26 protein-coding genes and 1 tRNA gene are annotated in these 24,721 nt (G+C 40.9%); 17 read left to right on the top strand and 10 right to left on the bottom strand.

The genetic code is table 11. The annotated features are described in order from the left end of the window. Positions 1 to 507: 507 nt before the first annotated feature. The 5 genes from NITUZ_RS01000 to NITUZ_RS09940 form a co-directional block, all read right to left on the bottom strand. Positions 508 to 1,950, bottom strand: coding sequence for a hypothetical protein (locus NITUZ_RS01000; protein ID WP_211198870.1), 1,443 nt, complete (start codon positions 1,948 to 1,950; stop codon positions 508 to 510). Positions 1,951 to 2,168: 218 nt separating this feature from the next. After that, positions 2,169 to 2,822 carry a hypothetical protein gene (locus NITUZ_RS00995; RefSeq protein ID WP_048194347.1) on the bottom strand — a complete coding sequence of 218 codons (654 nt, stop codon included), beginning with the start codon at positions 2,820 to 2,822 and terminating at the stop codon, positions 2,169 to 2,171. A gap of 10 nt (positions 2,823 to 2,832) precedes the next feature. Further along, positions 2,833 to 3,099 (bottom strand): hypothetical protein, encoded by a 267-nt coding sequence (locus NITUZ_RS00990; protein ID WP_048194345.1) that lies wholly within the window; start codon positions 3,097 to 3,099, stop codon positions 2,833 to 2,835. 40 nt (positions 3,100 to 3,139) lie between these two features. Then, complete coding sequence (locus NITUZ_RS00985) at positions 3,140 to 3,514, bottom strand: hypothetical protein (RefSeq protein ID WP_048194343.1); 375 nt, start codon at positions 3,512 to 3,514, stop codon at positions 3,140 to 3,142. An 870-nt stretch (positions 3,515 to 4,384) separates the two neighbouring features. Then, positions 4,385 to 4,555: a hypothetical protein gene (locus NITUZ_RS09940; protein ID WP_155991176.1), complete on the bottom strand. Its 171-nt coding sequence runs from the start codon at positions 4,553 to 4,555 to the stop codon at positions 4,385 to 4,387. Between the two features lie 111 nt (positions 4,556 to 4,666). On the opposite strand from NITUZ_RS09940, the gene NITUZ_RS00980 reads away from it, so the two are divergent. The 3 genes from NITUZ_RS00980 (at position 4,667) to NITUZ_RS09935 (ending at position 7,875) form a co-directional block, all read left to right on the top strand. Then, a complete protein-coding gene (locus NITUZ_RS00980; protein ID WP_048194341.1) occupies positions 4,667 to 5,335 on the top strand; it encodes a winged helix-turn-helix domain-containing protein in 669 nt (222 codons plus the stop codon). A 15-nt stretch (positions 5,336 to 5,350) separates the two neighbouring features. Then, positions 5,351 to 6,322 (top strand): DUF6036 family nucleotidyltransferase, encoded by a 972-nt coding sequence (locus tag NITUZ_RS00975; RefSeq protein WP_048194339.1) that lies wholly within the window; start codon positions 5,351 to 5,353, stop codon positions 6,320 to 6,322. Positions 6,323 to 7,479: 1,157 nt separating this feature from the next. After that, a complete protein-coding gene (locus NITUZ_RS09935; RefSeq protein WP_155991173.1) occupies positions 7,480 to 7,875 on the top strand; it encodes a hypothetical protein in 396 nt (131 codons plus the stop codon). Here NITUZ_RS09935 and NITUZ_RS09775 read toward each other — a convergent pair. Beyond that, positions 7,801 to 9,216: a hypothetical protein gene (locus tag NITUZ_RS09775; protein ID WP_081844817.1), complete on the bottom strand. Its 1,416-nt coding sequence runs from the start codon at positions 9,214 to 9,216 to the stop codon at positions 7,801 to 7,803. The genes NITUZ_RS09935 and NITUZ_RS09775 overlap by 75 nt on opposite strands. A 58-nt stretch (positions 9,217 to 9,274) precedes the next feature. Further along, positions 9,275 to 9,349: transfer RNA gene (locus tag NITUZ_RS00955), tRNA-Val, on the bottom strand. Between the two features lie 56 nt (positions 9,350 to 9,405). On the opposite strand from NITUZ_RS00955, the gene NITUZ_RS00950 reads away from it, so the two are divergent. Together NITUZ_RS00950 and NITUZ_RS00945 are read left to right on the top strand one after the other, a co-directional pair. Then, a complete protein-coding gene (locus NITUZ_RS00950) occupies positions 9,406 to 10,428 on the top strand; it encodes a glycosyltransferase (protein ID WP_048194333.1) in 1,023 nt (340 codons plus the stop codon). A gap of 30 nt (positions 10,429 to 10,458) precedes the next feature. After that, a complete protein-coding gene (locus NITUZ_RS00945) occupies positions 10,459 to 11,874 on the top strand; it encodes an amino acid kinase family protein (protein WP_048194331.1) in 1,416 nt (471 codons plus the stop codon). A gap of 211 nt (positions 11,875 to 12,085) precedes the next feature. On the opposite strand, the gene NITUZ_RS00940 is transcribed toward NITUZ_RS00945, so the two are convergent. Further along, positions 12,086 to 12,298, bottom strand: a complete 213-nt coding sequence (locus tag NITUZ_RS00940) for a hypothetical protein (protein ID WP_048194330.1) — start codon at positions 12,296 to 12,298, stop codon at positions 12,086 to 12,088. A gap of 88 nt (positions 12,299 to 12,386) precedes the next feature. On the opposite strand from NITUZ_RS00940, the gene NITUZ_RS00935 reads away from it, so the two are divergent. From NITUZ_RS00935 to NITUZ_RS00930, 3 genes are read left to right on the top strand one after another with little or no spacing between them, the layout of a single operon-like run. Further along, positions 12,387 to 13,301 (top strand): branched-chain amino acid transaminase, encoded by a 915-nt coding sequence (locus tag NITUZ_RS00935; RefSeq protein ID WP_048194327.1) that lies wholly within the window; start codon positions 12,387 to 12,389, stop codon positions 13,299 to 13,301. A 30-nt stretch (positions 13,302 to 13,331) separates the two neighbouring features. Then, positions 13,332 to 13,496, top strand: coding sequence for a hypothetical protein (locus NITUZ_RS10095; RefSeq protein WP_177309428.1), 165 nt, complete (start codon positions 13,332 to 13,334; stop codon positions 13,494 to 13,496). Next, positions 13,484 to 14,050, top strand: coding sequence for a class I SAM-dependent methyltransferase (locus NITUZ_RS00930; protein WP_048194325.1), 567 nt, complete (start codon positions 13,484 to 13,486; stop codon positions 14,048 to 14,050). The genes NITUZ_RS10095 and NITUZ_RS00930 overlap by 13 nt, the downstream gene beginning before the upstream one ends. A 14-nt stretch (positions 14,051 to 14,064) precedes the next feature. Here the strand turns inward: NITUZ_RS00930 and pstS are convergent, their stop codons facing one another. Then, entirely contained in the window at positions 14,065 to 15,417 is a 1,353-nt protein-coding gene (gene pstS / locus NITUZ_RS00925) for a phosphate ABC transporter substrate-binding protein PstS (RefSeq protein ID WP_081844815.1), read from the bottom strand. Positions 15,418 to 15,655: 238 nt separating this feature from the next. On the opposite strand from pstS, the gene NITUZ_RS00920 reads away from it, so the two are divergent. Beyond that, positions 15,656 to 16,282: a hypothetical protein gene (locus NITUZ_RS00920; protein WP_048194323.1), complete on the top strand. Its 627-nt coding sequence runs from the start codon at positions 15,656 to 15,658 to the stop codon at positions 16,280 to 16,282. Between the two features lie 17 nt (positions 16,283 to 16,299). On the opposite strand, the gene NITUZ_RS00915 is transcribed toward NITUZ_RS00920, so the two are convergent. Beyond that, positions 16,300 to 17,337 carry a phosphate signaling complex PhoU family protein gene (locus NITUZ_RS00915; protein ID WP_048194321.1) on the bottom strand — a complete coding sequence of 346 codons (1,038 nt, stop codon included), beginning with the start codon at positions 17,335 to 17,337 and terminating at the stop codon, positions 16,300 to 16,302. 129 nt (positions 17,338 to 17,466) lie between these two features. Between NITUZ_RS00915 and pstC the strand changes: the two genes are divergently transcribed. The 8 genes from pstC to NITUZ_RS00875 all read left to right on the top strand — a co-directional run bounded on the left by pstC (position 17,467) and on the right by NITUZ_RS00875 (position 24,719). Beyond that, positions 17,467 to 18,438: a phosphate ABC transporter permease subunit PstC gene (gene pstC, locus NITUZ_RS00910; protein WP_048194318.1), complete on the top strand. Its 972-nt coding sequence runs from the start codon at positions 17,467 to 17,469 to the stop codon at positions 18,436 to 18,438. Next, complete coding sequence (gene pstA, locus NITUZ_RS00905) at positions 18,438 to 19,352, top strand: phosphate ABC transporter permease PstA (RefSeq protein ID WP_244443777.1); 915 nt, start codon at positions 18,438 to 18,440, stop codon at positions 19,350 to 19,352. The genes pstC and pstA overlap by 1 nt, the downstream gene beginning before the upstream one ends. Before the next feature lie 44 nt (positions 19,353 to 19,396). Further along, complete coding sequence (gene pstB / locus NITUZ_RS00900; protein WP_048194860.1) at positions 19,397 to 20,188, top strand: phosphate ABC transporter ATP-binding protein PstB; 792 nt, start codon at positions 19,397 to 19,399, stop codon at positions 20,186 to 20,188. Position 20,189: 1 nt separating this feature from the next. Then, positions 20,190 to 20,867: a phosphate signaling complex PhoU family protein gene (locus tag NITUZ_RS00895; RefSeq protein ID WP_048194313.1), complete on the top strand. Its 678-nt coding sequence runs from the start codon at positions 20,190 to 20,192 to the stop codon at positions 20,865 to 20,867. A 303-nt stretch (positions 20,868 to 21,170) separates the two neighbouring features. Beyond that, positions 21,171 to 21,659 carry a phosphohistidine phosphatase SixA gene (gene sixA, locus NITUZ_RS00890; protein ID WP_048194311.1) on the top strand — a complete coding sequence of 163 codons (489 nt, stop codon included), beginning with the start codon at positions 21,171 to 21,173 and terminating at the stop codon, positions 21,657 to 21,659. A 62-nt stretch (positions 21,660 to 21,721) separates the two neighbouring features. Next, entirely contained in the window at positions 21,722 to 23,242 is a 1,521-nt protein-coding gene (locus NITUZ_RS00885) for a Ppx/GppA phosphatase family protein (RefSeq protein ID WP_155991170.1), read from the top strand. A 111-nt stretch (positions 23,243 to 23,353) separates the two neighbouring features. After that, the gene (gene tmk / locus NITUZ_RS00880; RefSeq protein ID WP_320408996.1) at positions 23,354 to 24,025 is read left to right on the top strand and encodes a dTMP kinase; all 672 of its coding nucleotides are present in this window, start codon (positions 23,354 to 23,356) and stop codon (positions 24,023 to 24,025) included. Continuing rightward, positions 24,009 to 24,719, top strand: a complete 711-nt coding sequence (locus tag NITUZ_RS00875; protein WP_048194305.1) for a dTMP kinase — start codon at positions 24,009 to 24,011, stop codon at positions 24,717 to 24,719. The genes tmk and NITUZ_RS00875 overlap by 17 nt, the downstream gene beginning before the upstream one ends. Positions 24,720 to 24,721 lie beyond the last annotated feature (2 nt).

Genomic DNA, 24,721 nt, shown 5'->3' with positions numbered 1-24,721 from the left:
CGCAGTATTTTATCCGAACAAACTGTTGATATAGAACTAACTACGGAAGGTACGAATTTGCTATAGAATTACATCACAGTCATAATGACATTTAAGTTTTTATTAAATCTGGATTGAGCTAATTCTCAAATCAACATACAAGTATCAAAAATTCTATGGATGATTTTGTGAAAAAGTTGCTTAAACTAGGTTTTAATTCTGATAATTATGCCAATTTTGAGCGTGAAATGGGCTCACTCCTACATACGGTTCAAATCCTTCCAAGCCCAAACCTTGGATTTCCAAAGAATTCCGTACAAATTGGAAAATTCCATTTCAGTTTCTAAAAGTATTTTTTAATTGAGGTAAAAAATCAGCGAAATTTTGATTCTAAAATAAAATCCAATGGGCCCACAGGTTCTCACCTGCTCCAGCGTCCGGAACCACAGATTTTTTGTGGTTTTTCATGATTTTATGGCTCTACAATATGGTGCTAGTTCAGATTGTTAAAGTTTATCGTCAACAGAATTACGATTGATCACTGGAATCGTTTCTTGGCGTTAATTCAAATGTAACACCGTAGCTGACTCCTTTACTGTCGGATACCACTATTTCATATTCTCCTACATGATACCACGAAGTACCTGATGTAATTACTGACTGTGAAAAACTACCATCCTCCGATATTGGAATAATTTTTTCTTCTACTAAAATACCTTCAAAGCGAATTTGCATTAATAGCGGTGGATCTGTAAATTTCGCTTGACCTGAAATTTTTATGGTATCACCCTGGACGTATGAATAGGAATCTGTTATAACGCATAGTCGCGGTGATGTATTTTCTGGACCTAAAAGAGATTCATCAATACCATAATACCTTTGATATGCCTCTTGTTCAGATAGTGGTATAAATGTCAAAGTAAAAACTTCTCCTTTGTATCTCAAATAATGATAATCAGGCAGTGTTGGAACTTGGTATGCTTCCAAATTTTTATTGGCCCATGAATGATACTGGTTGGATTCCTGAGATATAAGGTAACTTTGAGTAAGGAATGAAAATGGCCTTAACGTAATGATTTTGTATTTACTTGGTGGATTATTCTCTTCTAAAGTGACCATATCACATAGTTGCATCTTTGGTGCAGATAATGCATGCTCTAACATTTGTTTAACTTTTGGAACAGATTCCAAATCTTGCTCTGTAAAGTTTATTGCATATTTTTCCATATCACGAGTCAAACCAGGAAATTTGGCAGGTGTAAATCTCACATTCATAAATTCAACAAATTCAGATCTTTGCTCGGCTTTTGCCCATCCTCTCTCAATTAATTTTGATACGTTTTTTGGACTAATACAAGCTGGAATATTACTGGATGCCTTGAGAACCAGAACGTAGTCATTTGTACAAACCACTTCTGTTAGCAAGATTCCATCCTTTGTCTGCTTTAGTGGTGGAGGGAAAAAATTAACAGCAATAGAATCTGGACCAAAATCTTTTCCTGCAGGGAGGGAAAATGAAGTCCCTACAAAGCCATTTGGTTCTGGCCACTGGGCTACAATTTGTATGTCGTATTTGTTTGATGGGGCATTTTTGTCCACTTTGACATGGATTTTCAATGTTTGATCTTGATTTGGTTTTAATAGCATGTTCTTTGGAGTTATTTCTATTGTAACACCGCGTGGCATCTTGGCTGGGCCGATTTGTTCGATTCCATAAGTTACATGAAATTCAAGATTAACTGGTTTTGTTGTTGCTGATAAGATCTTCAATGGTAATTCTACCTCTTCTCCTTTCATTACAACAGATGCAGGCTTTCCGCCGGTTTCCATATAGGACCAGTTAGTGCTAATCATCAGCTGTTCATCCAGATGGAAACTAAATGGGGCAATCTCTCGTGCTTCCGCTGATTCTACATCTACGTAAATGAAAAAAGCTAGCATACAGAAAAAACTAGTAACAAAACGATTCATTTGCTTTTGAATTTTAGTAGGAGATTCTTAAAGTATTCTACAAATTCGTTTGTAAAAATATTCCATAAATCAAATGGGCTTGCATACACAGTGAAAGCGGGTCCGAGTGGATGCGGGTAAAAATTTACCCCTACCATACGTTTTTCAGCTAAAATTACAAGCAAAAGGCAGCGGTGGCTTAGTGTCAGTACGATGATGTTTAGTAAAAAAATAAAAAATTAGGATTGTAGCGATCTTGCTACATCAATTAGGTCTGACAACGGCCTGTTCGATTCAAGGAAATATCTAATGCCATTATCATCGTAGAACTCTACTCTAGCTGGTACTGCAAATGAATTGGTAATCTCTGAGCCATCTTCAAAAGTTGCAGTTTGTTTTCCGCATTCTTCACAAGCCTCGTAAGCCCACGCTTTTTTACCGTTTATTTGGACAAGTTGAGGATCTAGGGAGGGATTGACTTGTTTGATATGTTCGTATTCCTTTACTATCTGCTCGTCAACATTACCAATTTCTTTTTGGAAATCTTCATTCCCTACTTTGCTTTTTAGGTCAGTTATGTAGACATGAATTGCACCGTTTTGGATTTTTTGAAGCATGTTTTCCTTCACTGTTGCTCCTTTTTCAGCAGATTCTTCCGCAAATAGTAACTCAGCTTCATAAAGTGATGCTTGACCACAATGCAAAGTAAATCCAGCAGGTAGGGTCGGCGATCTAACCTTCATAGTAGATATTGCATTTACCTCATCTAGGCTCATGCAGCCCATCTTGATGGTGTTTGTCTGTGTTGTAAATCCAGGAGCAGCAAATACGAATACCAGGAGAGCAGCTAGACCTATCGAAGAACCGGCTATTGTGAATTTTTTATTTATCATTTCCTTTCTCCTAACCTGGTATGGCGTTGCTGTCAGATAAACCAGAGCCTCCGTATGTACAGCTATTCCCAGAGGCCATAGTACTTGTCAAAAACTTGTTTCCAGAACTAAGCTTCTGAATGGCGTAATCTGCATGACAATAATATGGCTGCTGATTCTGAGAGAAGTATTGCCATGATCCTCCTGCAGTTTTGTATTCGTTTGGATTGAGCTGTTCGGGAACTGTGTTTCCACTATGGCTTCTTGATGTGTAATATTTTGCATGTCCTTGAGTCATGCCGCTTACACATGCATTATAAGTAACTCCGTTTACTACCCTATCCCAACAACCCCCCCGAGGTATATTCTACTCGCGGGGTGGTTATACTACCAGACGTACTTCCTCCAAAGCTATATCCCTGACTTGCAGCAGATACATCATATTTGTATACGATATATTGTTTTACTGCCGTACTACTTCCAAGAGGAATATAACTTGCCCATCCTGCTCCCATTGCACCTTTAACAGGATCATCTACAACAACCATGCCTAATGCAAAGGTTTTTGCCCACCACCAATTTGTTCCAGTAGCTAAGGAAGGGGTTGTTATGTCGAGAGTAGATCTTGTGCCTTTTGCACTATCGTGCCCCTCCCAATCAGCTCTTTGAGGATAGTACAACACTGCCGCTGCAGGATTTAGACTAAAAACCAACAAAGATATGCTGATTGTAGCCAAAACAAATTGTGAGTACTTTCTAGATTGAGTTCGTTTTTTATCGTTTTTCAAAGTCATTATCCATCCTACCTTCCTACTATCTAATAAAAGAAACGTAGAGTTTTTACCTAAAAAGTAAAAGTTTTACTTTTTCAGTAAACTTTCTACGTAATCTTTATCAACCCATAGTTTGTGGGATCGGTTTCAAAATCAATATGGAATACTGGCAATTTTTAACGCAAATTCTCTGCCATTTTCCGTTAGTTTTACCAATAACTTGCCATTTTCTATTAAAAATTCAACGTAAGACCGAGCTTCAAGCCACACCAAATGACTTGCTACTATAGGATAATTGGTATTGACAATGGTAGCCAACATAGTTCTTCCAATAGAACTGTGTTCAAGTAATGCCTTTAGTATACGTGGTAGAATTATCTTGCTTGGCTCAAATTCACCAATATTTTCTGTTTTTTTTGAACATCATGTCTTGTCATACTCGTTTTACCTGTTCTGTGATTTCCATAAATGGTAATGTAATTCTATAAGATTTCACTATAAAACCTTGACGATGGATTCTATCTCAACATACTATACATATAGAATCAACTACGTAGGGTACGAATTTACTATAGAACTACGAATGCATTTAGTGGTTCCTTTTAAGTTTTGATTCAATGTATATTGTATCAAACCTTATTAACATCGCATATTGGAACTCCGTTGATTGCGGTTGGACGGTACAACAATTAGTATTCAAAAACCAAAGTACCGCTCTGAAATTCGAATAGTTTTGGAGATCTAAGTCTTTTGTCATCAAAAGGCCAACAAGGAGCAATAGTTTCTACCATATGCGGGATGGCAAATGTATCATACAAGATAAACGAAAGGTGCCAAAAACTTGTATGCGGTAAAAATCGTAGACAACAAGACCATTAGTTTTGATGAGTCCCTGATTGTGGATTTTGTCAAAAAGATATCTCCATAGGAATGCCTTGCTAGAACGTGTGCCTCAAGGCTTCTAACTTTGATTTTTCTCACAAAATCCACATCTCCAGCTTTTCCGCACCATTCTTTATTCGTATAATACTATTTACTCATTTTTGACTAAATCATAGCAAGTTATATAAATCTCTTAGTCTAATAATAAATATGAGTATGCAATCAATCCCCGACTTTCGAAACGCCAGGATAATAGACGTAGCCAGACAAGGCTCCACCATATCAGGAATTGCGCACCGGACAGGAATCCCGTTTCCAACAGTTCGCAGAGTGGTATACGCCTTTGAAAATATTGGAGTCATCAAGGCCACAAAGATAGGCAAAAAAGTCTTTGTTAGAGTCACCAATCGCAATCACCCAGTTGTCAAGTCCATGGTTGAATCGGCAAAATGGATCAATTCCATAATATGGGATCCGGATACCTTTGTTGCACGCATGTTTGAAAAACACAATATCGATTACGCCCTTGTTGGGACAAGCAAAATCAAGTACACTAAAAACGAATCACGGAACATGGTCCAGGTTGCGGTTCCAAATAAATTTCACAGCAAGGCAAGAGAAATTATCAATGAGGGGTTCAACGGAATAGGCATTAGGACCACGGAGGATCCCCGTCAAACAATCGGCAATGCAAGTTCTGTGATTTATGTCAAATGTTTTCCAGTGGATGATGTGAACTATACAGAACAAATAGTGAGGATGGCTGACTCAGATGAGGACGTTGTAATAAGAATTTCGGATAAGGATACCGAAAAAAACGCCATGCAGCAAGGCTCAAGGGAAGACATGATGTTTGTCCCCTCTGAAAATGCAGTGTAGAACGTGTAATTTCACATGCAGGGCAAACGAAAGAAAATAACACCACCAAGGACCGAAGTCCAGCCCAGAATCTGGCTGCCATCCGCATATTACTTTGGGAATCTTCTTGAATCCAACAAAATCAGGTATGCCATATTTGGTGCTGGGGCATTAGCAATCCACAATGTCATGATAAGGCCCACAATTGATATTGATTTTGTAGTTGACGATTATGACAAGGCAGTCAATCTGCTAAAGGAGCAGCCAGATATTGCCTCCAGCAATCTTCAAAAAGACAAAGACGGCATTCAAGTCGCAGACTTTTATTTCAAGTCTGGAATTACTGTCCAAATCTGGGACAATAGCTTGTATTCGTTGCCAATGAACGATTTTTCTTGGTCTCACGTCATACTTGGCCAAGTGCCTGGATATGGCACGATTAGATGCGTCAGTATGGAGGATCTCATTGTATCCAAAGTCGGAAGATATACGCAGCAAAGAAAGGACGGCCAGTACGAGGCAGACAAGAACGTAAAAGACATTGTAGCTACAATACAGACTCTTGCCAAACCCGACCTCAAGTACATAATTGAGCGCCTAAAAGAGGGCGCCAGAAGAGAATCAACGTCAAACTCCTCGAAGATACATCGTCTTGACTGGTACTTTGTCAGGGAAGTGCAGCTTTATCTAAACAATGCGCAGATGATGGATCAGTCCAGAATAGGAAAATTTATTGCAAATGTACTGGTTGATTCAAGATCAATGCAGATAGAACACTGGCTTTTACACGCACTCAGAAAAATTGGCAGCAAAGCCAAGTTTCAATCCAGTTTTATGCTAGATGAAAAGCATCTTGCAATTTTGCTAAAACGGTGGGAGTCAATATTGCAGATAAATGGCGACCAAGTCACGCTGTCTTCTAAGGAGATACAAAACTATGTAAAAACTAGGCCTGAAGCGTTGCCAGAGTATGGTAAAAAGATAGCATACTCGGCAAAGAAATCATAACGTTATGGAATTGTGGATATCCAGATGACTATTATCTCTGATGCTTTTTTCTAGCTGAGGAGACGCGTGAGTATAATTCAATCTATCCTGTAAATTAACGATATTATTTTCTGAATTTATCTCATGATCTTCAACAAAAATTTGATGAAGATTATGAGTTGGAAAATCTAGAATCATGAATAATTTAAAACATTATAAAAAAATTGCAAAATCATAGTATGATACAAAGTATGATGTTAACATCATTCTGAAATGAAAAAATCTGGCAAAAAATTTTGCAAAAAAAATAACGATCCTTGAAATAATATGGGGAATGGAGGGTATTGGGTTCACACTCATTATTTATTACCAGATTCTATAGTCTGACGGAATTCAGTTTACACTAGGCACTGACGTTTTGGACCTTGGAGGAAGATGCTCCTCTTATTGCCATATCCTTGCGTTCTGTCTGAACAATACTTTGACCCATCATCAAGCTATTTCTGCCAGATATGCCCCAAAATGACATTAATGCAATCTCCTAGTTGTTAGGCGTTTTTCGAACTCATTCACTCTGCTGTGCTAGCAAAGTCATCGGATTGGAGCTAAAAATTCCAAGGATGATGGCATGATTCTCAGAAGTTACTCCATTTTGTTTGTCGATATGACACCGACGACTTTTTGCAAAGTTTTTTGGGGAAAATAGAGTCGACCTCCAGGTTGATTTGCATTGGAAGCTTTTGTATGGTAGCTAAATTTTGAAACCAAGAATGCAGATTTGTGTATGTTAGAGTTTTAGCAAATACACTGGGAAAGGTACTGTTTTTCCTATGCAAACAGGGGATTTTTTGTGTGTTTTTGGCGTTCTAATTGAAGCGTCACATACAAAGAAAACGGTTTGGCTTAAGGAGATACGGGAACAACGGATTTGTACTTAAGGAGTTAGGCTCTGCAAGAATCTTTGAAGTTTTTGTAACCAGAAATGATGGTGTAAGATATGGTATCAGTATTTTGAGACCGCTTGTTTGGAAAAAAAGTTACGATTCTGCAACAAAAAATTGTAGCAGCTTTGTAATTTCTAGCTAAAAGTTGGATAATTCTTGTACCACAAAAGATAGGACCAAAAAGATGACAAACACTGATTTTGCTTTTAAAAAGTTGCCATCTTTTTCACATACATGATGAGAAAAGAATCATCGGTATCATTAACGAGGATGCTGCAAAAAGAGCTGGATTGCCTAAAACAAAAAAGCATGATAGGTCTTGATCTCAAAGTCTTGTGGATACCAAAAACAGATCATACCAAAGAAGGCCAGGTGATTGGAAATACGATTTACATTTATTCTACAAATCTTGCAGATGCCCTTGAAACCTTACGGCACGAGTTTTTTGATGCAATGATAAGTGCGGCATCAAAACCATACCTTGAGCTAATCAATGCCCTCCTCTCTGTCATATCTGGGCAAGCATATTCCAAAAAAGAAGAGGTTGTGGAATCGCTAGTTAGAATGATTGGACGCTCTGAGCCAGTCTTTGCTGACAGTCCTCCTCAGAAGGACCTTGCCATTGTTTAGCTCCTTTATGACCTCCCAGCCGTTCTGAACACACGATACAAGCTCATCTTCGTTATCAACTAGTTTGCTCTCATACGACCTGTTCTCTGTTTGAAGATGTGTTTGATCCGTGTTTTTTCTCATTATATCCTGAATGGCTGCCTTGATTGCATCTATCTCATCATTAGTGGAATCGGTTGATTCCAGAATGGTTTTTTGATTTTGTTGGATTCGCTGTCTTTCTATTTTTATTTTCATGGGGTCGATTCCATATAGCTTGGCTTGGTCCTTCCACATCTCAAGCAGCATCGTCTTTTTGTCAGAGATTGATTCATTGGTATTTGTGCACAAGAATTTTTCGCTTTGAAGAAACGCCCTTCGCATGTCTTCAATAAGTTCATCTGGGAGCCTTCCCTTGTTTGTGGTGTAGACTGCCTCGATGTCTCCTTTGTGCCCCATGAAAAATTGTCTGTAGGCGTGGGCAATCTTGCCGTTACTTTCTGCAAGGAGTAGCTGTGTATCAAAATACGATCTGAGGACGTATGGCCTTGCATTTATGATTGGTTTTAGGACGCTTCGAATTTCTGCAGTGATGGTCTTTGTTGTGACTATTTTTGATGTGGTTTGTTTTGTTATTCGTTTGGTGTCATACCCTTTTTCTATTGCAATGACTGGGGAATCGCCAGATAGAGGTTCGCCGTCTGCTAGTCTTTTTCGCAAATAACCTGCAACATATTCGCATCCTTGCCTTGGCAAAAATGTAAAGTATTTGTTTTTTGTCTTGCTCAGATTGGGCCGCACCCTGATTATTGCCGGATATCGCGTAAAGGAAATATTGTTTCCATCGATTACTAATTCCGGCAGATCTGAGATTTTCAGCCCATCGGTTCCATCATAATTTCCAAGAACCTGTGGCCTCAGGCCAGAAAATGCAACAAGGACAACGCTTGCACGTGTCCTCACATTTGCGGTGTTTAGAATTTTCTCAAGCTCGTCCTTTGTTGGAACCTTTTCGTCCTGAAGTGTTACTGCAATATCTGATCTTGCGACCTTTATTGTTCGCCTCAGCTCGATATAGTTGTATGAGAGCCAGGAGCGGACAGACTTGATTATTCCTTGTATGTATGAAGGTGCGTAGTTTTGCGATTCCAGCCAGACCACATGATCGTGCATGATATCTTCGACTTTGCTTGCGTTTTTCTTTCCAATTCTGACCAGCTTTGATGGGGTCATATTTGTTCTGATGCAGAACAAGGCCAGCCTTCTGAGTCTGACCGACGCTGTGATCTTGCTTCCGCGGGCAAGATTTTCGTTCCAGCGCCTTACGTTTTTGTCCTTTAGTAGCTCGTCTGATTGTCCCATTTTTGACTGCCCAGTAAGTCTTGCCTTTGGCTTAAGGGGTTCCAGACACTGGAATGAATGGGCCCACAGGGATTTGAACCCTGGATTTTCGCCGTGTAAGGGCGACGTCATAACCGATCTGGACCATGGGCCCAGCAAACCTCCTTGTCAAAAACCATTTAAACGTTGATTAGTCCAACAGAGAAATCGTTGAGTTGCAAAGTCGCGTTTTTTTGCAGTCCTATTGGCCTTGGCCATGCCACAAGAGATATCGCAGTTGCATCCCTCTTTGAGAAGACAAATACAAAATTTGTCACAGGCGCAGCGGCAGTCAAGCTCATCTCTGAATGCGGATTTGACGTAGATGATTTGTACAGGCCACCAAAATTTGAAGTAAAAGAAGGCAGGCTTGAAAAATCACTCAAATGGCTCTGGCAGTACTATCAATATTACAAAGACTGCAAGGCGATTGTAAGAAAGTTCATCAAAACGGAAAAGCCAGATATCATAATAAGCGATGAGGATTTTGCTTCCATCAGCATAGCGCATGAAGAAAAAATACCAACTGTTCTGATAACAGATATTTTGCAGACTCGCTTTACAAGTGGGTTTGGCTCCATAATCGAGAAAAAAATGAACAAATCCATGCAGGATATGATAAAAAAATGCAACTTTGTTATACTTCCCGAGTTTGGAAATGATAAGGATAACATCAGATATGTTGGGCCAATAGTTAGGGAAACCAAATCCACAAGAGAGGATCTACGGGAAAAGCTCTCGTTTGTTAAAAAAACCATAACAGTAAGTGTCGGCGGAACCGATGCCGGGCGCTTTTTGATTGACAAGATGATACAAATATCAAAAAAACTTGGCGATGTGGACGTTGTCATTGTGTCAGGGCCCTTGCTGCAAACACGCGAATCAAATATCCGCAATCTTGGATTTGTAAATAACTTGCATGAGATAATCTATGCATCAGACCTTATAGTATCACTTGCCGGAAAATCCACAATAGATGAGGCAAAAGTATACGGCACACCAGGCATATTCATTCCAATCAAGAATCACTTTGAGCAAGAAGACAATGCAAGGACAGAAGGATATACACACCAAGACCTCTTCAGACTTGAAGAGCTCATACTGAAAAAGCTAAACGAGCCGCGCCACAGAACGGGGACTAGTGGGGCGCAAAAGGCATGGCAAGTGATCAAACAGACTATGACGAATACTTAAAAGCGGAATAAGATTTGGGAAATCTGCTGTTTGGAAAAACTAGTTGTTGCCAAGTTTGGGGGAAGTGCAAGCGGAATTGACGGGGAGTTTGTTACTGGAATAGTAGACCGCATAAGCGAATTGAAAAAAGATTCCAAGGTCATAGCAGTGTTTTCAGCCCCGCTTACCATACATGAGGGGAAAAGAAAATCGTTGACCGACCTTGCCTTGCACATAGGCAAAAAGGCCGAGGAAGGACTCAGACCCGACATGTCGGGATTTAGAAACTCGTACGACAGGCTGCTCAATTATGTATCAGAGCAGTACAAGCAGGAATGCGCCAAAACAATTGATTCCATGCTTGAGAAATCACAGTCGGCCTTTGAGGAGGCAGTTGAGCGAAAATCATTTGCAGATGAAGTGCGATCAAGAGCGCTTGCCTTCTCAGGCGAGATATTAATGTCGCATGTGATGAACTATATCCTAAAGAGCGGCGGCATAAAATGCGATGTGGTAGGATACGACATTTGGCCCATAATTACCGATAACAACATAGAATCAACTAATTTTCTTGCCTCAGAATCACAAAAGCGTCTTGAGCCGATGGAGGAGATGGTACGCAAAAACGATGTAGTCTCAATAGGCGGCTTTATCGGAAAGACCGTAGACGGAATAGAGACCACATATGAGCGTGGAGGTACTGACAGGACTGCTGCTGATATCGGGATTTTATTCCACAAAAAATACAATGTAAGCATAGATTTTGAAAAAGACAGCGCCGTGGTCTCGGCTGATCCCAGAGTGGTGAGTGAAGGACTTGACGATATCACACATCTATCATACAACGAGGCAAGAATTGCAGGAATGTTCGGCATGAAGATCCTCGATCCCATAGCAATAAAGGAGATTCTTGAGAACGGTGTTGACATGCCAATAATAATCACAAACATGAAAGACCCACAAAAGACAACCACCATAAAGCGCAAGCTTGAAGGGCATAATGGACACCCGCTCAAGATAGTCACTGGCAAGAAAAACTGCGCCATACTAAGAATAGAGAGCAGATCTGCGGAAAGACTGCTGGAATCCCTTGAGAAGGACAAAAGATACTCTGAATTTGTCATACTGTCCCCATACACAAAGGATGACATCGAGTTTACCAGAATCTTGTTTTTGGATGCAGATTATGTCAAAAGAAATGAGCGGTATGTGTTAGGCTTTGACTCGCTTGCAACCATAACTTACAACCGAGGAGTAGTGACGCTCATAGGCGATGAGATGTGGCGTGTACAACAGATAGTCTCAAAGGCAAGCTCAAGGATAGGTGAGGCTGGAATCAACATACTGAACATGGACGCACAGGAGGAGACATCACGCGTCATCATAGTAACAGACGACTCGCATGATAATATTGAAAAGGCGATTCGCGCTGTTCATTCAGAGAGGGTCAAGATAACCTTCGTCTGAATCCAGCACAAATCGCATATGGCTTCTCTGGGTAATCCCAAGAGAGCCACGCTGGGTTTGTTCTTGGACTCATTATCTAGAATCAGTCCGGCGTTACCCAAAACACGCGCTACATATTATTGATCGCCGCTATATTTAGACCTGATCTATATAGTCTCTAGATCACGCCTGAATCTGTCTTTTCGATTCGAACAAGCTAGGCACGGATTTCCTAGACTTGGCTTCCGCCGCCAAAATAGTACAAAATTAGACCTGCGCCGATTATTGCGTACCATTTGAGGTTGCGCCTATCTACAAATACGTTCTTTGAGCTTAGCTGCTCGTCCGTTGTAATGGATTTCCTGATTTTTCGCATCTCAAAGCCTTGGCCAACTAGACCTATTACCACCATGGCCGCTGCCGCAAACATGAGTGCTGGTTCCATGTATTGTATGTATCCTGTCCGAATATGTAGTTGACGCACCCAAAAACAGCGGTAATTCTATAAATTAGTGCGATCCATCCAACCTTCTATGAAGGAAGTAGGCAAGATATGGATGAACGGCAAGCTTGTGCCTTTCAAGAATGCCAAAGTGCATGTATTGACTCACGCGTTACACTATTCTACTGCGATCTTTGAAGGAATAAGGTGTTATGATACACCAAGCGGTTCGGCAATATTCAGGCTGCCAGAACACGTGGAACGATTCTTCAGGTCAGCCAAGCTGTATTCTATGAAGATGGAGTTCTCAAAAGAACAGATAACAGATGCCATAGTAAAGACTGTAAAGGCAAGCGGCCTTAGGGAATGCTACATCAGACCTATTGCATATTATGGGTATGGCACCATGGGGCTTACTCCAACACCGAACAAGGTCGACGTTGCAATAGCGTGCTGGGAATGGAAGATGGGTGAGTCAAAGGCAGGCAAAGAATCAGGTGCACGATGCAAGATCTCAAGCTGGATTCGAATAGATTCCAGATCACAACCGATGCAGGCAAAGGCAGCATCAAACTATGCTAATGCAGCCCTTGCAAGAGTTGAAGCACTCAAGAACGGCTATGACGAGGCAATAATGCTAAACCATCACGGCAAGATAGCTGAAGGAAGTGCCGAGAATATCTTTGTGGTAAAGGATGGTCAGATATTTACCCCACCGCTTTCCTCAGGATGCCTTGCCGGAATAACAAGAGACAGCGTAATTCAGATAATAAGAGCCGGCGGGCAGGAAGTCACAGAGCGTGAGCTTGAACGTGACGATCTGTATTCTGCGGATGAGATATTCATGACAGGCACAGCAGCGGAGGTAAAATCTGTGGCCCAAATAGATGATGTGATCATCGGCAATGGCAAGATTGGACAGACTACCAGAAGATTACAAAAAGAGTTCATGGATGTTGCAATGGGCAACGATCAGAGATTCTCGCACTGGCTTTTGTACATCTAGGTTTTTAGATTTGTACATATGATTACATTCATGGAATCGTGTTCTGTTGGCGGCACAAGCGACCAGATATGCTGGTTTTGCAAAAAAGGAAGGCACTCAGAGTGTATGAGGGAGATTCCAACTGATTCAATGTCAGAAGGTCCGCACGACTGCACATTTGATACCAAAATGGTTCCATGCAAATGCAGCCACTAGATTCTCAATACTGGGAAAAATATGCGCATAATCATAAAGAGTATTACAACTACGAGATGGCAAAGTTTATCTCTGATTTGGCAGTCTCACTGAGGGCGCAAAGCGTTCTTGAAGTTGGGTGCAGTGCAGGAAACGATCTGAGTCTATTGGAGGACAAAATGCAGGTAGCCGGAATTGACTCTAGCGAACATGCGATATTGCAGGCAAGAAAGAATTTTCCACATATGCAGCTCAAAGTAGGCTCGATCACATCCATACCGCATGATGACTGTGCTTTTGATTTTGTGTTCACAAGGAATGTGTTCAACTATCTTGCAGACGATCACATGCAAAAAGCAACGGACGAGCTGTTTAGGGTGTCAAAAAAATACATCATGAACATAGAAATGTTCTCAGAAAACGACCATATAATTGAGAAAGGCCCTCCAAGAATGATTGGCAGAAATATGAAAAACAGATGGTTGAACTACAGGGTGAAGATAATCAGTGATGTTAATATGCATGAGGAGATTGATCCGAAAAGATCAAGGTTTGTCCTAGTAAGAAAAATGTAGTGGGTGCAGCCCGATTATTTACTGGCTGACGTTTTTGCGGTAGGTGTTTTAATTGTCTGTTTTTTCAGATCTTCAGCTTTTTTCTTTGCTTCGGCCGCCTTCTTTTTCTTTAACTCCTCGACTTTTTTCTTTATTTCCAGCTTCTTTTGCTCTGCTGATTTTTTTGCATCCAATGTTTTTACGTCAGATTTTATCTCTGATTTTACAGCGGAGTTAATTGTCGCTTTGCTAGCTTCAGCTTTTACAGCGCTGGTAGGTTTGTAGTTCCAGAGCTGTTCCCCATTGTACTTTATTCTAGCAAGTCCCTGCTTTCCTATCTCCTGAACTGCAGGTGGCAGTGGATCGTAAAGTAGCGGTTTTGAGAACTTTTGGCCGTCTGTTATCATCCAGTGTAAGAGATGAATAAGCGCTTTTGCCTTTTCCTTGTCGTTTACTGATTTTTCTATATTTTCGTATACGAGTAGATAGGTAAAGCTTGCTAGAGGGTACGAATTCTCGCCAGGCGCGTTTGTTATGCTCACTTCGCTCCAGTCACCTTCTGCTCTTGGCAGCTGGTTAATTGAGAACGAGTTTACGGCGGCAAACACGGTTTCAAGGCTGGGTTCGACAAATTTTGTTTTGTCAGCATTCTGAATGTGTGCGAAGGTCATCTCATTTTGGAATGCATAGGCAAGCTCAACATAGCCTATTGCGTATTTGGTGTTTCGTGTGGCCCAAGCTACCCCCTCGTTTCCTGCGGCGCCTACTCCAGTAGGCCATGGAACGCTTTTTCCTTTGCCTACCTTTTGATCCCATTCTTTGCTTACCTTTGATAGATAATCGGTGAACACGTAAGTGGTTCCAGAGCCATCAGAGCGTCTTACGACGATAATATTCCTATCAGGTAATTTTACATCAGGGTTGTTTTCCTGAATTTTTGGATCGTTCCACTTTTTTATCTTGCCCAGATAGATATCGGCCACATTTTCGCCCGTAAGCTTAAGACCACTTTTTGGAACTTCTGGCAGATAATATGCCAGAACTACAGAACCTATTGCCTCAGGTATGTGTAATGTACCAGGAGCAAGCTCACTTTCCTTTTTTGTGAGAGGCGCATCAGACGCACCAAAGTTTACCGTTTTTTCTGTGTGCTGCTTTACTCCACCTCCACTTCCAATGGATTGGTAGTTGAGATTTACGTTAGGATAGAGTTTTTTGTATTCAACTCTCCAAGTGTCGATTAGAGGATACGGGAATGTTGCACCTGCTCCGTTGATTGCAAAGTCTGTTCCAGATTTTGGCGGCTCTGGCACTTGAGCACTTGCAAACGGCGCCAAAGTTCCAGCTACTAGAAGCAAGCTGAGTGTTATTGACAGAATTTTCTTCATTAATCTGAATCAATTAGTTTGTTATTTACAACTAGTCGACATAGATTACATCTTTTTCGTAAGCCTATACAGACTATATAGATCCAAGCATATCGTTTTGCAGAAGAGGTGTAAAAAATATTCGGGGGAGTTTGACTATTGTGATTTAGATTAATATCTATATAGTTTACAGTTGTTGATGTAGGTTACAGAATCAATAATGATTCTTCTTTAGTAATGGAATTAGTTGTTCTGCGATATGAACAAACAGAAACTAGCAGGCGTTGTAATTGCAGCATTTGCAATTGCAGCTATTGCGTTTGTTACTGTCATAACAGAGACGCAGCCTTCTACTGCACAAAGCGCACCGAAGGGAAACAGTGTCTATCTATTTGCGGAGGGGGTAAACCCCAAGGCCACGTTTGTGTTCAGAGAAGCAACAGTCACCTATGACTTCCAGCAATACTCACAGACAAGCAACCTCTTTGCAACTGCAGGAGGCGGAGTATCACAGAGAACCGCGGTGCCAGAGTTTACTCTGATTAGAATAGTAGGCGATACACCATATCTTCATGAGGCAGTAGATCAGACATACTACTACCAAGGAAGAAGCACTTCACACGAGTATCCCTACAAGTTCTTTGATGTCATAGTGAACTTTGACCAGGCCGGACAGCCAGTAAGAACATACAAGTACACTGACTGCTCTGTGACAAACTACAAAATAGACACAAGAACTGACGGTGAAGAGGCGTGGGCAGGTAAAACGGTATTTGCACTGTTTGAGACATATTCATTCCAGTGTAGTGGATTTTTGCCACAAAGTCCGACATACCAAGCAATAAAGAGTAGTGGTGACAAGTACTCACCGTACGGCAGACAGTAAAAAACTCTTTTTCTTTTTTATTTTTCCGAAATAATATTTCGAATTGTCTCATTAATTACGACTTCGATAAGATCGCTAGAGTATTCGGCAGTTCTACGGATATCTTCTAGGACGAATTTGATTACGGTAGAATTTTTCGATTCCCGCATTCCGTACATGAGACTTTCTTCCTTTTTTACTATATCCACTATGCTTGAAGCCGTTTTTTCTGCCATAATGTGGTCTTTTTTTGTTAGGGCAAGAATGGAATTATCAAAACAGCTTATTGCATTCTCACTTAGAGTTTGGATTTCCCTGATAATTTTGGGATCTAGTGGTTCCTTGAGGAATTTTATCCGCTTTGCAATCAATGCCGCATGATCCGCTATTCTCTCTATTCTTGAAATTACGGTTCTATAGTTAAGACAGTCGGATGGCTGCTCCAGTCCAACATCATACAACATGCTTGCGTTTTGGATTGCCATAATCAGTGTCCTCATCATGTAAAGGCTGAATCGATCCACCTCATCGTCCATTCTTGCCACTTCTTCGCCGTACGTAACATCATTTTTACTGAGTGCCTCGATTGCTTCCCTATGCATGTTAGACGTCATAAGGTGCATTCGTTTGAGGGCCACCTCGAATGTCAGCTCTGGCAGCCTAGTAAGTATCTGAATTGTGATTGATTCTGAATCAGATTCCACTATCTCCGTTCCGATCATCGATTTGCGTACTAGATCTTTTATGAGACGTGAATGTTCGGGTAGAATCTTTACTCCCTTGGATAAGATTTGGATGGTCTTGTAGCCGTTAAGATACATCGCAACTATTTTTCTTCGGATGGACTCATCTGCATCCTTTTGGCTTATTGTTATGATTGCCTTTTTTCCCGGCTTTTCGGTGTCGAGTCCTGGAAAAAGCGTCATGGATCGATTTGCACTTTTCACGATTGTCATATTATCACCGTTTTTGATTCCTAGCTCGTCAATCCATTTTTTGGGAAGAGATATGGTATAGGTGGAGCCGCCGCTGATTTGTATACGTCGAGTCTGTTTCGTATCTTCTATTGATTGCACTACTAGTTTTGAAATTTGTAGCTAAATACTGCTTTAGTCTTTATTCTATATTGATCAATATAGAACTACAGTGAGTCAGTAGAATATGTACAGATCCTAGATAAATCAAATCTTGGGCGTTAAGCTATAATGCTCAACAGTCCAAGACATACCAAGATTGCCGGGATTAGCGCCGATAGGATATTTAAGATGGCGGCAACTGTGGCAGGAGTCTATGTTCTTGCCGTAATACTACTGATGGTCTTTGAGCTTTTCTCAGAATCACATGAGATTTGGGAACATTCTGGGATCTCATTTCTTACCGGCTCCGAATGGAATGCTGTGGAGGGACGCGAATCATTTGGTGCAGCCCCATATATTATGGGAACTCTTGTGACTGCAGGACTTGCCATGGTAATAGGTGTTCCCTTGAGCATAGGAATAGCCATGTTCATTTCTCAGGCTCCAAAATTCATCAGTGGCCCGCTGTCAATGCTGGTGGATTTGCTTGCGGCTGTGCCCAGCATAATTTACGGATTGTGGGGGCTGTTTGTCTTCAGAGACATATTCCTCCATTGGATTGAATATCCTTTGTATGAGACATTTGGCAAAGATATTTGGCTTTTTTCTCCTGCCCCCTTTGGCCTAGACATACTCACTGCGAGTGTAATTCTTGCCATAATGATCATTCCAACAATTTCTGCCGTTTCAAGGGAGATAATGGCCGCTGTACCACAGATGCAAAAAGAAGCAGCGTACATGCTTGGTGCAACAAAATGGGAGATGTTCAAGCTTGCAATATTTCCTTATGCAAAGACAGGGCTGATCGGAGCTGCAATACTAGGCCTTGGAAGGGCGGTGGGTGAAACCATGGCAGTCACCATGCTTATCGGAAATGCTACAGGTCCTAGCGCATTTCCACAGTCATTATTTCAGCCAGGACAGACAATGTCAAGCATAATAGCAAATGAATTCATAGAGGCATCACCTGCATCTCTGCACCTTCCAGCACTAGTTGGGGTCGGCGTGATACTTCTTTTGGTTGCTATCGGCATTAACATCGTAGCGCACATGCTAGTCTCAAGGATGTTAAAGGTAAAAGAGGGTGTGATTAACGCATGATGAGCTCAAGCCAGAGACGTGCCGAGTACAGAGATTTATTCAAACAAAATGTATCAGGTAGACTGCTAGTAGACAAGATTGTTCTGGGATTAGTGCTAGGCTGCGTCGTTATTGCCCTTGTTCCCCTGTTTAGCATACTAGTTGAAGTCTTCAAAAACGGTTTGCCTGCGTTGTCTGCTGAGTTTTTGACACAGCCGCCCGGTGCCGTAGGCTCAGGCGAAGGCGGAATTGGGCCTGCGATTCAAGGCACATTGATCATCATAGGCATGTCAAGCTTGATAGGAATTCCAATAGGCGTAATGGGCGGCATATTTCTCTCGGAGTTTGGCAACAACAGACTTGGGAGAATCGTTAGATTTTTCAATGATGTGTTCATGGAGTTTCCTTCTATAGTGATAGGAATCTTTGCGTTTTTGGTGATAGTACTTCTTTTAGGCCACTTTTCGCTCTGGGCAGGTGCGTTTGCCCTCTCCCTGATCATGTTTCCCATAATAGCAAGAACTACAGAGGAATCACTCAAGTTGGTTCCCACCACATACAGGGAGGCAGGCCACGCGTTGGGCCTAAAGCAGTGGGTGATCACATTCAGGATTGTTCTTTCCGCTGCAAAGAGCGGAATGTTAACTGGTATTTTGCTAGCGGTTGCAAGAATCGGGGGAGAAACGGCGCCTCTTATCATGACAGTTCTTGGTAGCAGTCAGTTCTTTTCTGGATTTGATGCTCCCATGGATGCACTACCTCTTAGAATATGGAGACTCTCGTTGCTGCCTTATGATAGTGCTCAAATGCAAGGATGGGGCGCAGCTGTTGTCCTAATAGTTATAATTCTGGCAATAAACTTGATAGTTCGCTACTATTTTGCAAAAAAGAAAGGCAGTATGTTCAAGATGATGATGGGCGGTATTAGAAAATGACCACAGTAGTTGACGTAAAACCAGATGATGTAAAACACGACAGCATGGATTCCAAGAATGGTATACAAAGAGACGATCGAAAGTATAAGATGATCGCACAGGATGTCTCAGTATATTATGATGGCATTCAGGCAGTAAAAAATGTCACAATGAAGTTTAAAGAAAGATCAGTTACAGCACTTATCGGTCCATCAGGATGCGGCAAGACGACATTCCTCAGATGCCTTAACAGAATGCACGATATGACAAAGAATGCCAAGGTGGAGGGAAGGATTCTGCTTGATGGAGAGGATCTTTATTCAAAGGACAAAGATCCAATATACCATAGGCGCAAGGTGGGCATGGTATTCCAAAAACCCAACCCGTTTCCCACGATGTCAATTTATGACAATGTGGCAGCAGGCTTGCGTCTTAATGGTGTCAGAGACAGGAAAATCCTTGATGAGATAGTAGAAGATTCGCTAAAGATGGCATACTTGTGGGATGAAGTAAAGGATAATCTAAAAAAGGCAGCTATCGAGTTGTCAGGAGGTCAGCAACAAAGACTGTGTATTGCCCGTGCCCTCGCGATACAGCCTGAAGTTCTACTCATGGACGAACCCGCGTCAGCTCTTGATCCTATTGCGACCCAGAAGATCGAAGAGACGATAACTGCATTAGCAAAAGAGTTTACCGTAATTATAGTAACGCACAACATGCAACAGGCAGTACGCGTTTCCGACTATACCGCATTCATGTATCTTGGAGATCTCATAGAGTTTGATGAGACAAAAAAGATTTTCACTCAACCAAAGAACGAATTGACGGCAAAATACGTACAGGGCCAGTTCGGATAATATGACCAGACTAATAGATCCTTCATTAAAACAGCTCTCCTCCCTCATGTCCGAGATGGGAGATCTTTCAGTACAGTCCATCATGTTGGCAATAGAGTCGTATTTGTATGGAAAGAATACTGCGTCACAGGTTCACGATATCTCAAACGAGATCAACAAAAAATACTTTCAGGTAGCAGATCTGACATTCGAAATGCTATTAAAATACCAACCAGTAGCTGATGATTTCAGACTAATCAGATCTTCAATAGAGATATCATACGGTTTTTCAAGATTCGGCAGATACGCCTACGATATCACACTAGTGCGTGACATTTATGGCGACATATCAGAATGCGATAAGAGCTGGCTTATTGAGGTTTCAGAAAAGGTGAAGACCATGATAAAGGATGCAGTCATGTACTTTGCAGATCTTGATATACGCAAGTCAGTGACCATGCAAAAAAATGAGGACTTTGTAGATAGGTTGTACAAGGAAAGGCTGCCTATGCTTATAAATTCAAAAAACACCAAATGCGCCTTGGCAGAAGCCTTGGTTTTGCGTTATCTTGAAAGGATTGCAGATCATGCTATGTTCATGAGTGATGCAATAAACTATATTGTTACAGGAAAACACAAGATAACAGAGCAGTTTCTCATAAAAGAGAATGCTGGAATTGGTCTTTTGGACGGTACGTGATTCCAACAGTAGCAGTATTGAGTTTACGTATGTATCAGAAATCTATTATCAACAGAATCATTACGTTTTTTGCTCCAGTCAGGACATGCCAGATGAGAGTTGTAGAAAATGTGGTGGGAGCTTGATTGACTACGCAAGATGTACAGAATGCAGAAAGATTCTCATGAAGATGTGTAAGAAATGTTGCGGTGTTGTTCAATATAGTAGCCACAGCAACTGTTTTGGATTCTCCAGTGCGTCAATGGTGATATGATTGGATTTAAACAGATTAATTAGTGGAAGTAGAATCAGGATTTGTCGAAGATGAATATTTTCATTCTCAGACATGGAGATGCCAACACGAGTACAAAAGTGATGGATGATTTCAAAAGACCAATTTCCGATGTTGGGGTAAAAGAATCCGAGTATATCGCCAAGATGTTGTCAGTCTTTGGAATAATGTTTGATCGTGTGTTTTCCAGTCCACTAACACGTGCAAAACAAACTGCCGAGATTGCAATAAAATCACAAAAAGTAAGAATTGTAGAAGTCAATGAATTGAAACCAGAAGGTAATGTGGAACAAATTGCTAAAATTTTGTCGGAACAAAAAGAAAACTCAACTATATTGCTAGTAGGTCATAGTCCACTTCTTGTTGATTTGATCTGTTACATTACCGGCTCAGTACATGGTTCTGTTTCATTAAAAACTGGAGGAATTGCAAAAATAAAGACGAGTTCTTTGCGACCTAGACTTTCCGGAAATCTAGAATGGTTGCTAACGCCAAAGGTAATAAGAAAAATCAGCAAATGAGTCACTTTTTGTTCAGTTTACACACATAAGAACCCAATAATGAAAAGGTGTCATATTACAAGATGCAAAAAATATCAGTAATCGATTTGGGATCAAATTCGGTCAAGCTGGTCAACTTTAATGTAAATCCAGATAATTCGTATCAGGCATACCAACACGAGGCAGTTACAGTAAAGCTTGGAGAGGGGATTACAGAAACGGGAAATCTAAAAGAAATCCCCATTAGACGCACAATCGACGCACTCAAGCTGTTTCGCGATATAATTAATGTACAGTCAATAAAACACGTACTGCCAGTTGCCACCAGTGCAGTCCGGGAGGCGGCAAACCGAGATGATTTCCTAAAGCAGGTTCATTTTGAAACTGGGTTTAGATTCAGGGTGCTATCAGAAGAGGAAGAGGCGTTATACTCTCACGCCGGAGCAATCCGAGCCCTACGATTACCTTCAGTATTGTTTTTTGATATAGGCGGTGGCAGTCTTGAGCTTGTATCCTCGGATCGTTTTAAGATAAAAAAAATAATCTCCCTCCCGCTTGGAACACTCAGGCTAATGCAAGAATTTTCCGACGGTTCCGGTGCCATCTCAGAGAAAAATCTTGCAAAGATGAAATCTCACATATGGGATATGATTCCATCAAGAAAGGACATGCAGCTTGCAAACGATTGTGTTCTGGTCGGAGTCGGAGGGACATTACGCTCCATGGCAAAATACCACCAAGATATTACAAACTATCCTCTGAACAAGATTCATAATTACAGACTGTCGGCAAAATCGGTTCACTTGATCAGCTCCAAATTTGCGCTCCTAAAACCAGAAAAGATTACCAAAATTAGCTCAATTAGCAACGGCAGAGCCGAAACGATAGCTGCTGGGTCTTGTGTGATAGACTCACTTATGAATAAACTCAAATTCGAACAAATTGTGGTTAGCGCACAGGGGCTAAGAGAGGGTACGTTATCACTATCCTTAGAATATCCAAAGGAATTTTCTGTGGGCAGAATAGAACAAGAACACATACAAAATTCTATTCGTTATTCATACGAATCGGATGTGATCCCACAACATATGGAGGACATAGTAAGATTTTTGATTTCGTCTAACATGATTACTGAACAAGAACGTCTCATACTTGCACATTCATTAAGACATATTTCAGGAAGCTATATGTTACAGAACATCACAAATTTCCTTTCCTTTGGAATGGATGTGGACAGCAAATTGGATCATCGTGATCAGCTAGTCTCTGTTTTGTCCACGATCTACTCAAAGAAGAAAAAACGTCTTGACAAAATATTTGACAGATTTGATTCGATATTACAGCAGTCAGACAAAAAATCAATAAAAAAGATAGCATCGTTAATACTGCTTTCTGAAGTTCTTGGCAAATCTGAGACTAGGATGAAAACAAAAATGCTAGATAATGCAATTAGTATGAAGATCTATCCCGTAACAAGCTCGTTCCCTAACATCCTGTTTAAGGACGTATGTGAGAAAATATCAGACGCATTTGATATAGATATATCGTATTCTATAATTCATAATTCCAAATACTCTACATCGCAGACTGTACAAAGTTTGTAAATTACGTAGAGCATATAGATAAGATATAGATAATCCTCTAACAGATCGTTGTTATCCTAATCTATGACAGTTTTACGAATAAAAGGTAAGAGTCTCCCAATTCCGGGAAAATTGATTGTAGTAGAAGGCATAGATGGGTCTGGCAAGTCCACACAGATACGATTGCTAGAAAAATGGCTTCGCTTTAATGGCCATCATGTGTTTTTGACTGAATGGAACTCGTCTGAGCTTGTCAGGGAAATAACATCAAAAGGAAAGAAAAAGGCAAAACTGACTCCTACTACATTCAGCCTCTTACATGCAACCGATTTTGCTGACAGATATGAAAGAAACATACTACCATTACTTCGCGCCGGTTACTTTGTACTCGCTGATAGATACATTTACACAGCATATGCGCGCGATGTGACAAGGGGTTGCAGTCAAGAATGGGTAAGAAAGGTATACAGTTTTGCGATAAAGCCCGACATTACGTTTTACTTTAGAACTCCCATAGAGGTTGCGATAAACAGGATACTAAATGGAAGACCTCAACTGAAATACTATGAAGCAGGGATGGATTTGAATTTGAGCAAGGATCCCTATGACAGCTATAGAATTTTCCAATCTAGGATAATAGACCAGTACGAATCCATAGCCGAATCTGAAAAGTTCGTCATGATAGATGCGACGTTAGGAATAGAGGAGCAACAGACCATGATGAGAGAGAAGGTTGCCCCACTATTGCCCAAAAGAGCGCCAAGGCAATCAATAGAGCTGAAGAACAATGCGAGAAAAAAATAATGAAACCGTAAGATGGTACGGAAAGGGAATACCGTATCTTGAGAACATCAATCATAAGGGAAAGCTGATCGTGATAGAAGGGCCTGATTCCTCAGGCCGAAGTACACAGATTTCTTTACTAACTGCAAAGCTTGAGGCAGATGGTCATGCAGTGATTAATACAGGACTTAAGCGCTCAGAGCTTGTAGGTGAAGGCATACTAGAAGCAAAGCGGAATGCTGCCCTTGGTAAGAAAACTCTGGCGTTGTTTTATGCAGCTGATTTTGCAGACCAGCTGGAACAGAAGATAATTCCTTCACTTGAAGCAGGATATATTGTTCTTGCAGACAGATACATTTACACTCTAATGGCAAGAAATACCGTTAGGGGCATTCCAAGGAAATGGTCTCATGACCTGTACGGTTTTGCTCTTGTTCCAGATCTTGTATATTATTTGAAGGTGGATCCATATACTCTCGTACACAGAGTATTTGAAAAAAATTCCTCTCTTGACTACTATGAATCTGGCTCTGATATGGGCCTATCTGATGATATGTTTGAATCGTTTATCATATATCAACAAAAAATAGCTAAGGAATTCCAGACTATGCAGAAAACGTATGGCCTTGTTCCAATAGAGGGGGATCACACTGCAGAAGAGATAAACGCAGATCTGAAAAAGAGAGTAGATACATTTCTGAGAACAAAGCGATGAAA

The organism is Candidatus Nitrosotenuis uzonensis, from assembly GCF_000723185.1.
GTDB lineage: Archaea > Thermoproteota > Nitrososphaeria > Nitrososphaerales > Nitrosopumilaceae > Nitrosotenuis > Nitrosotenuis uzonensis.
Note: the sequence above shows the minus strand (reverse complement) of the source record. Positions and strands in the feature narration are given on the sequence as shown.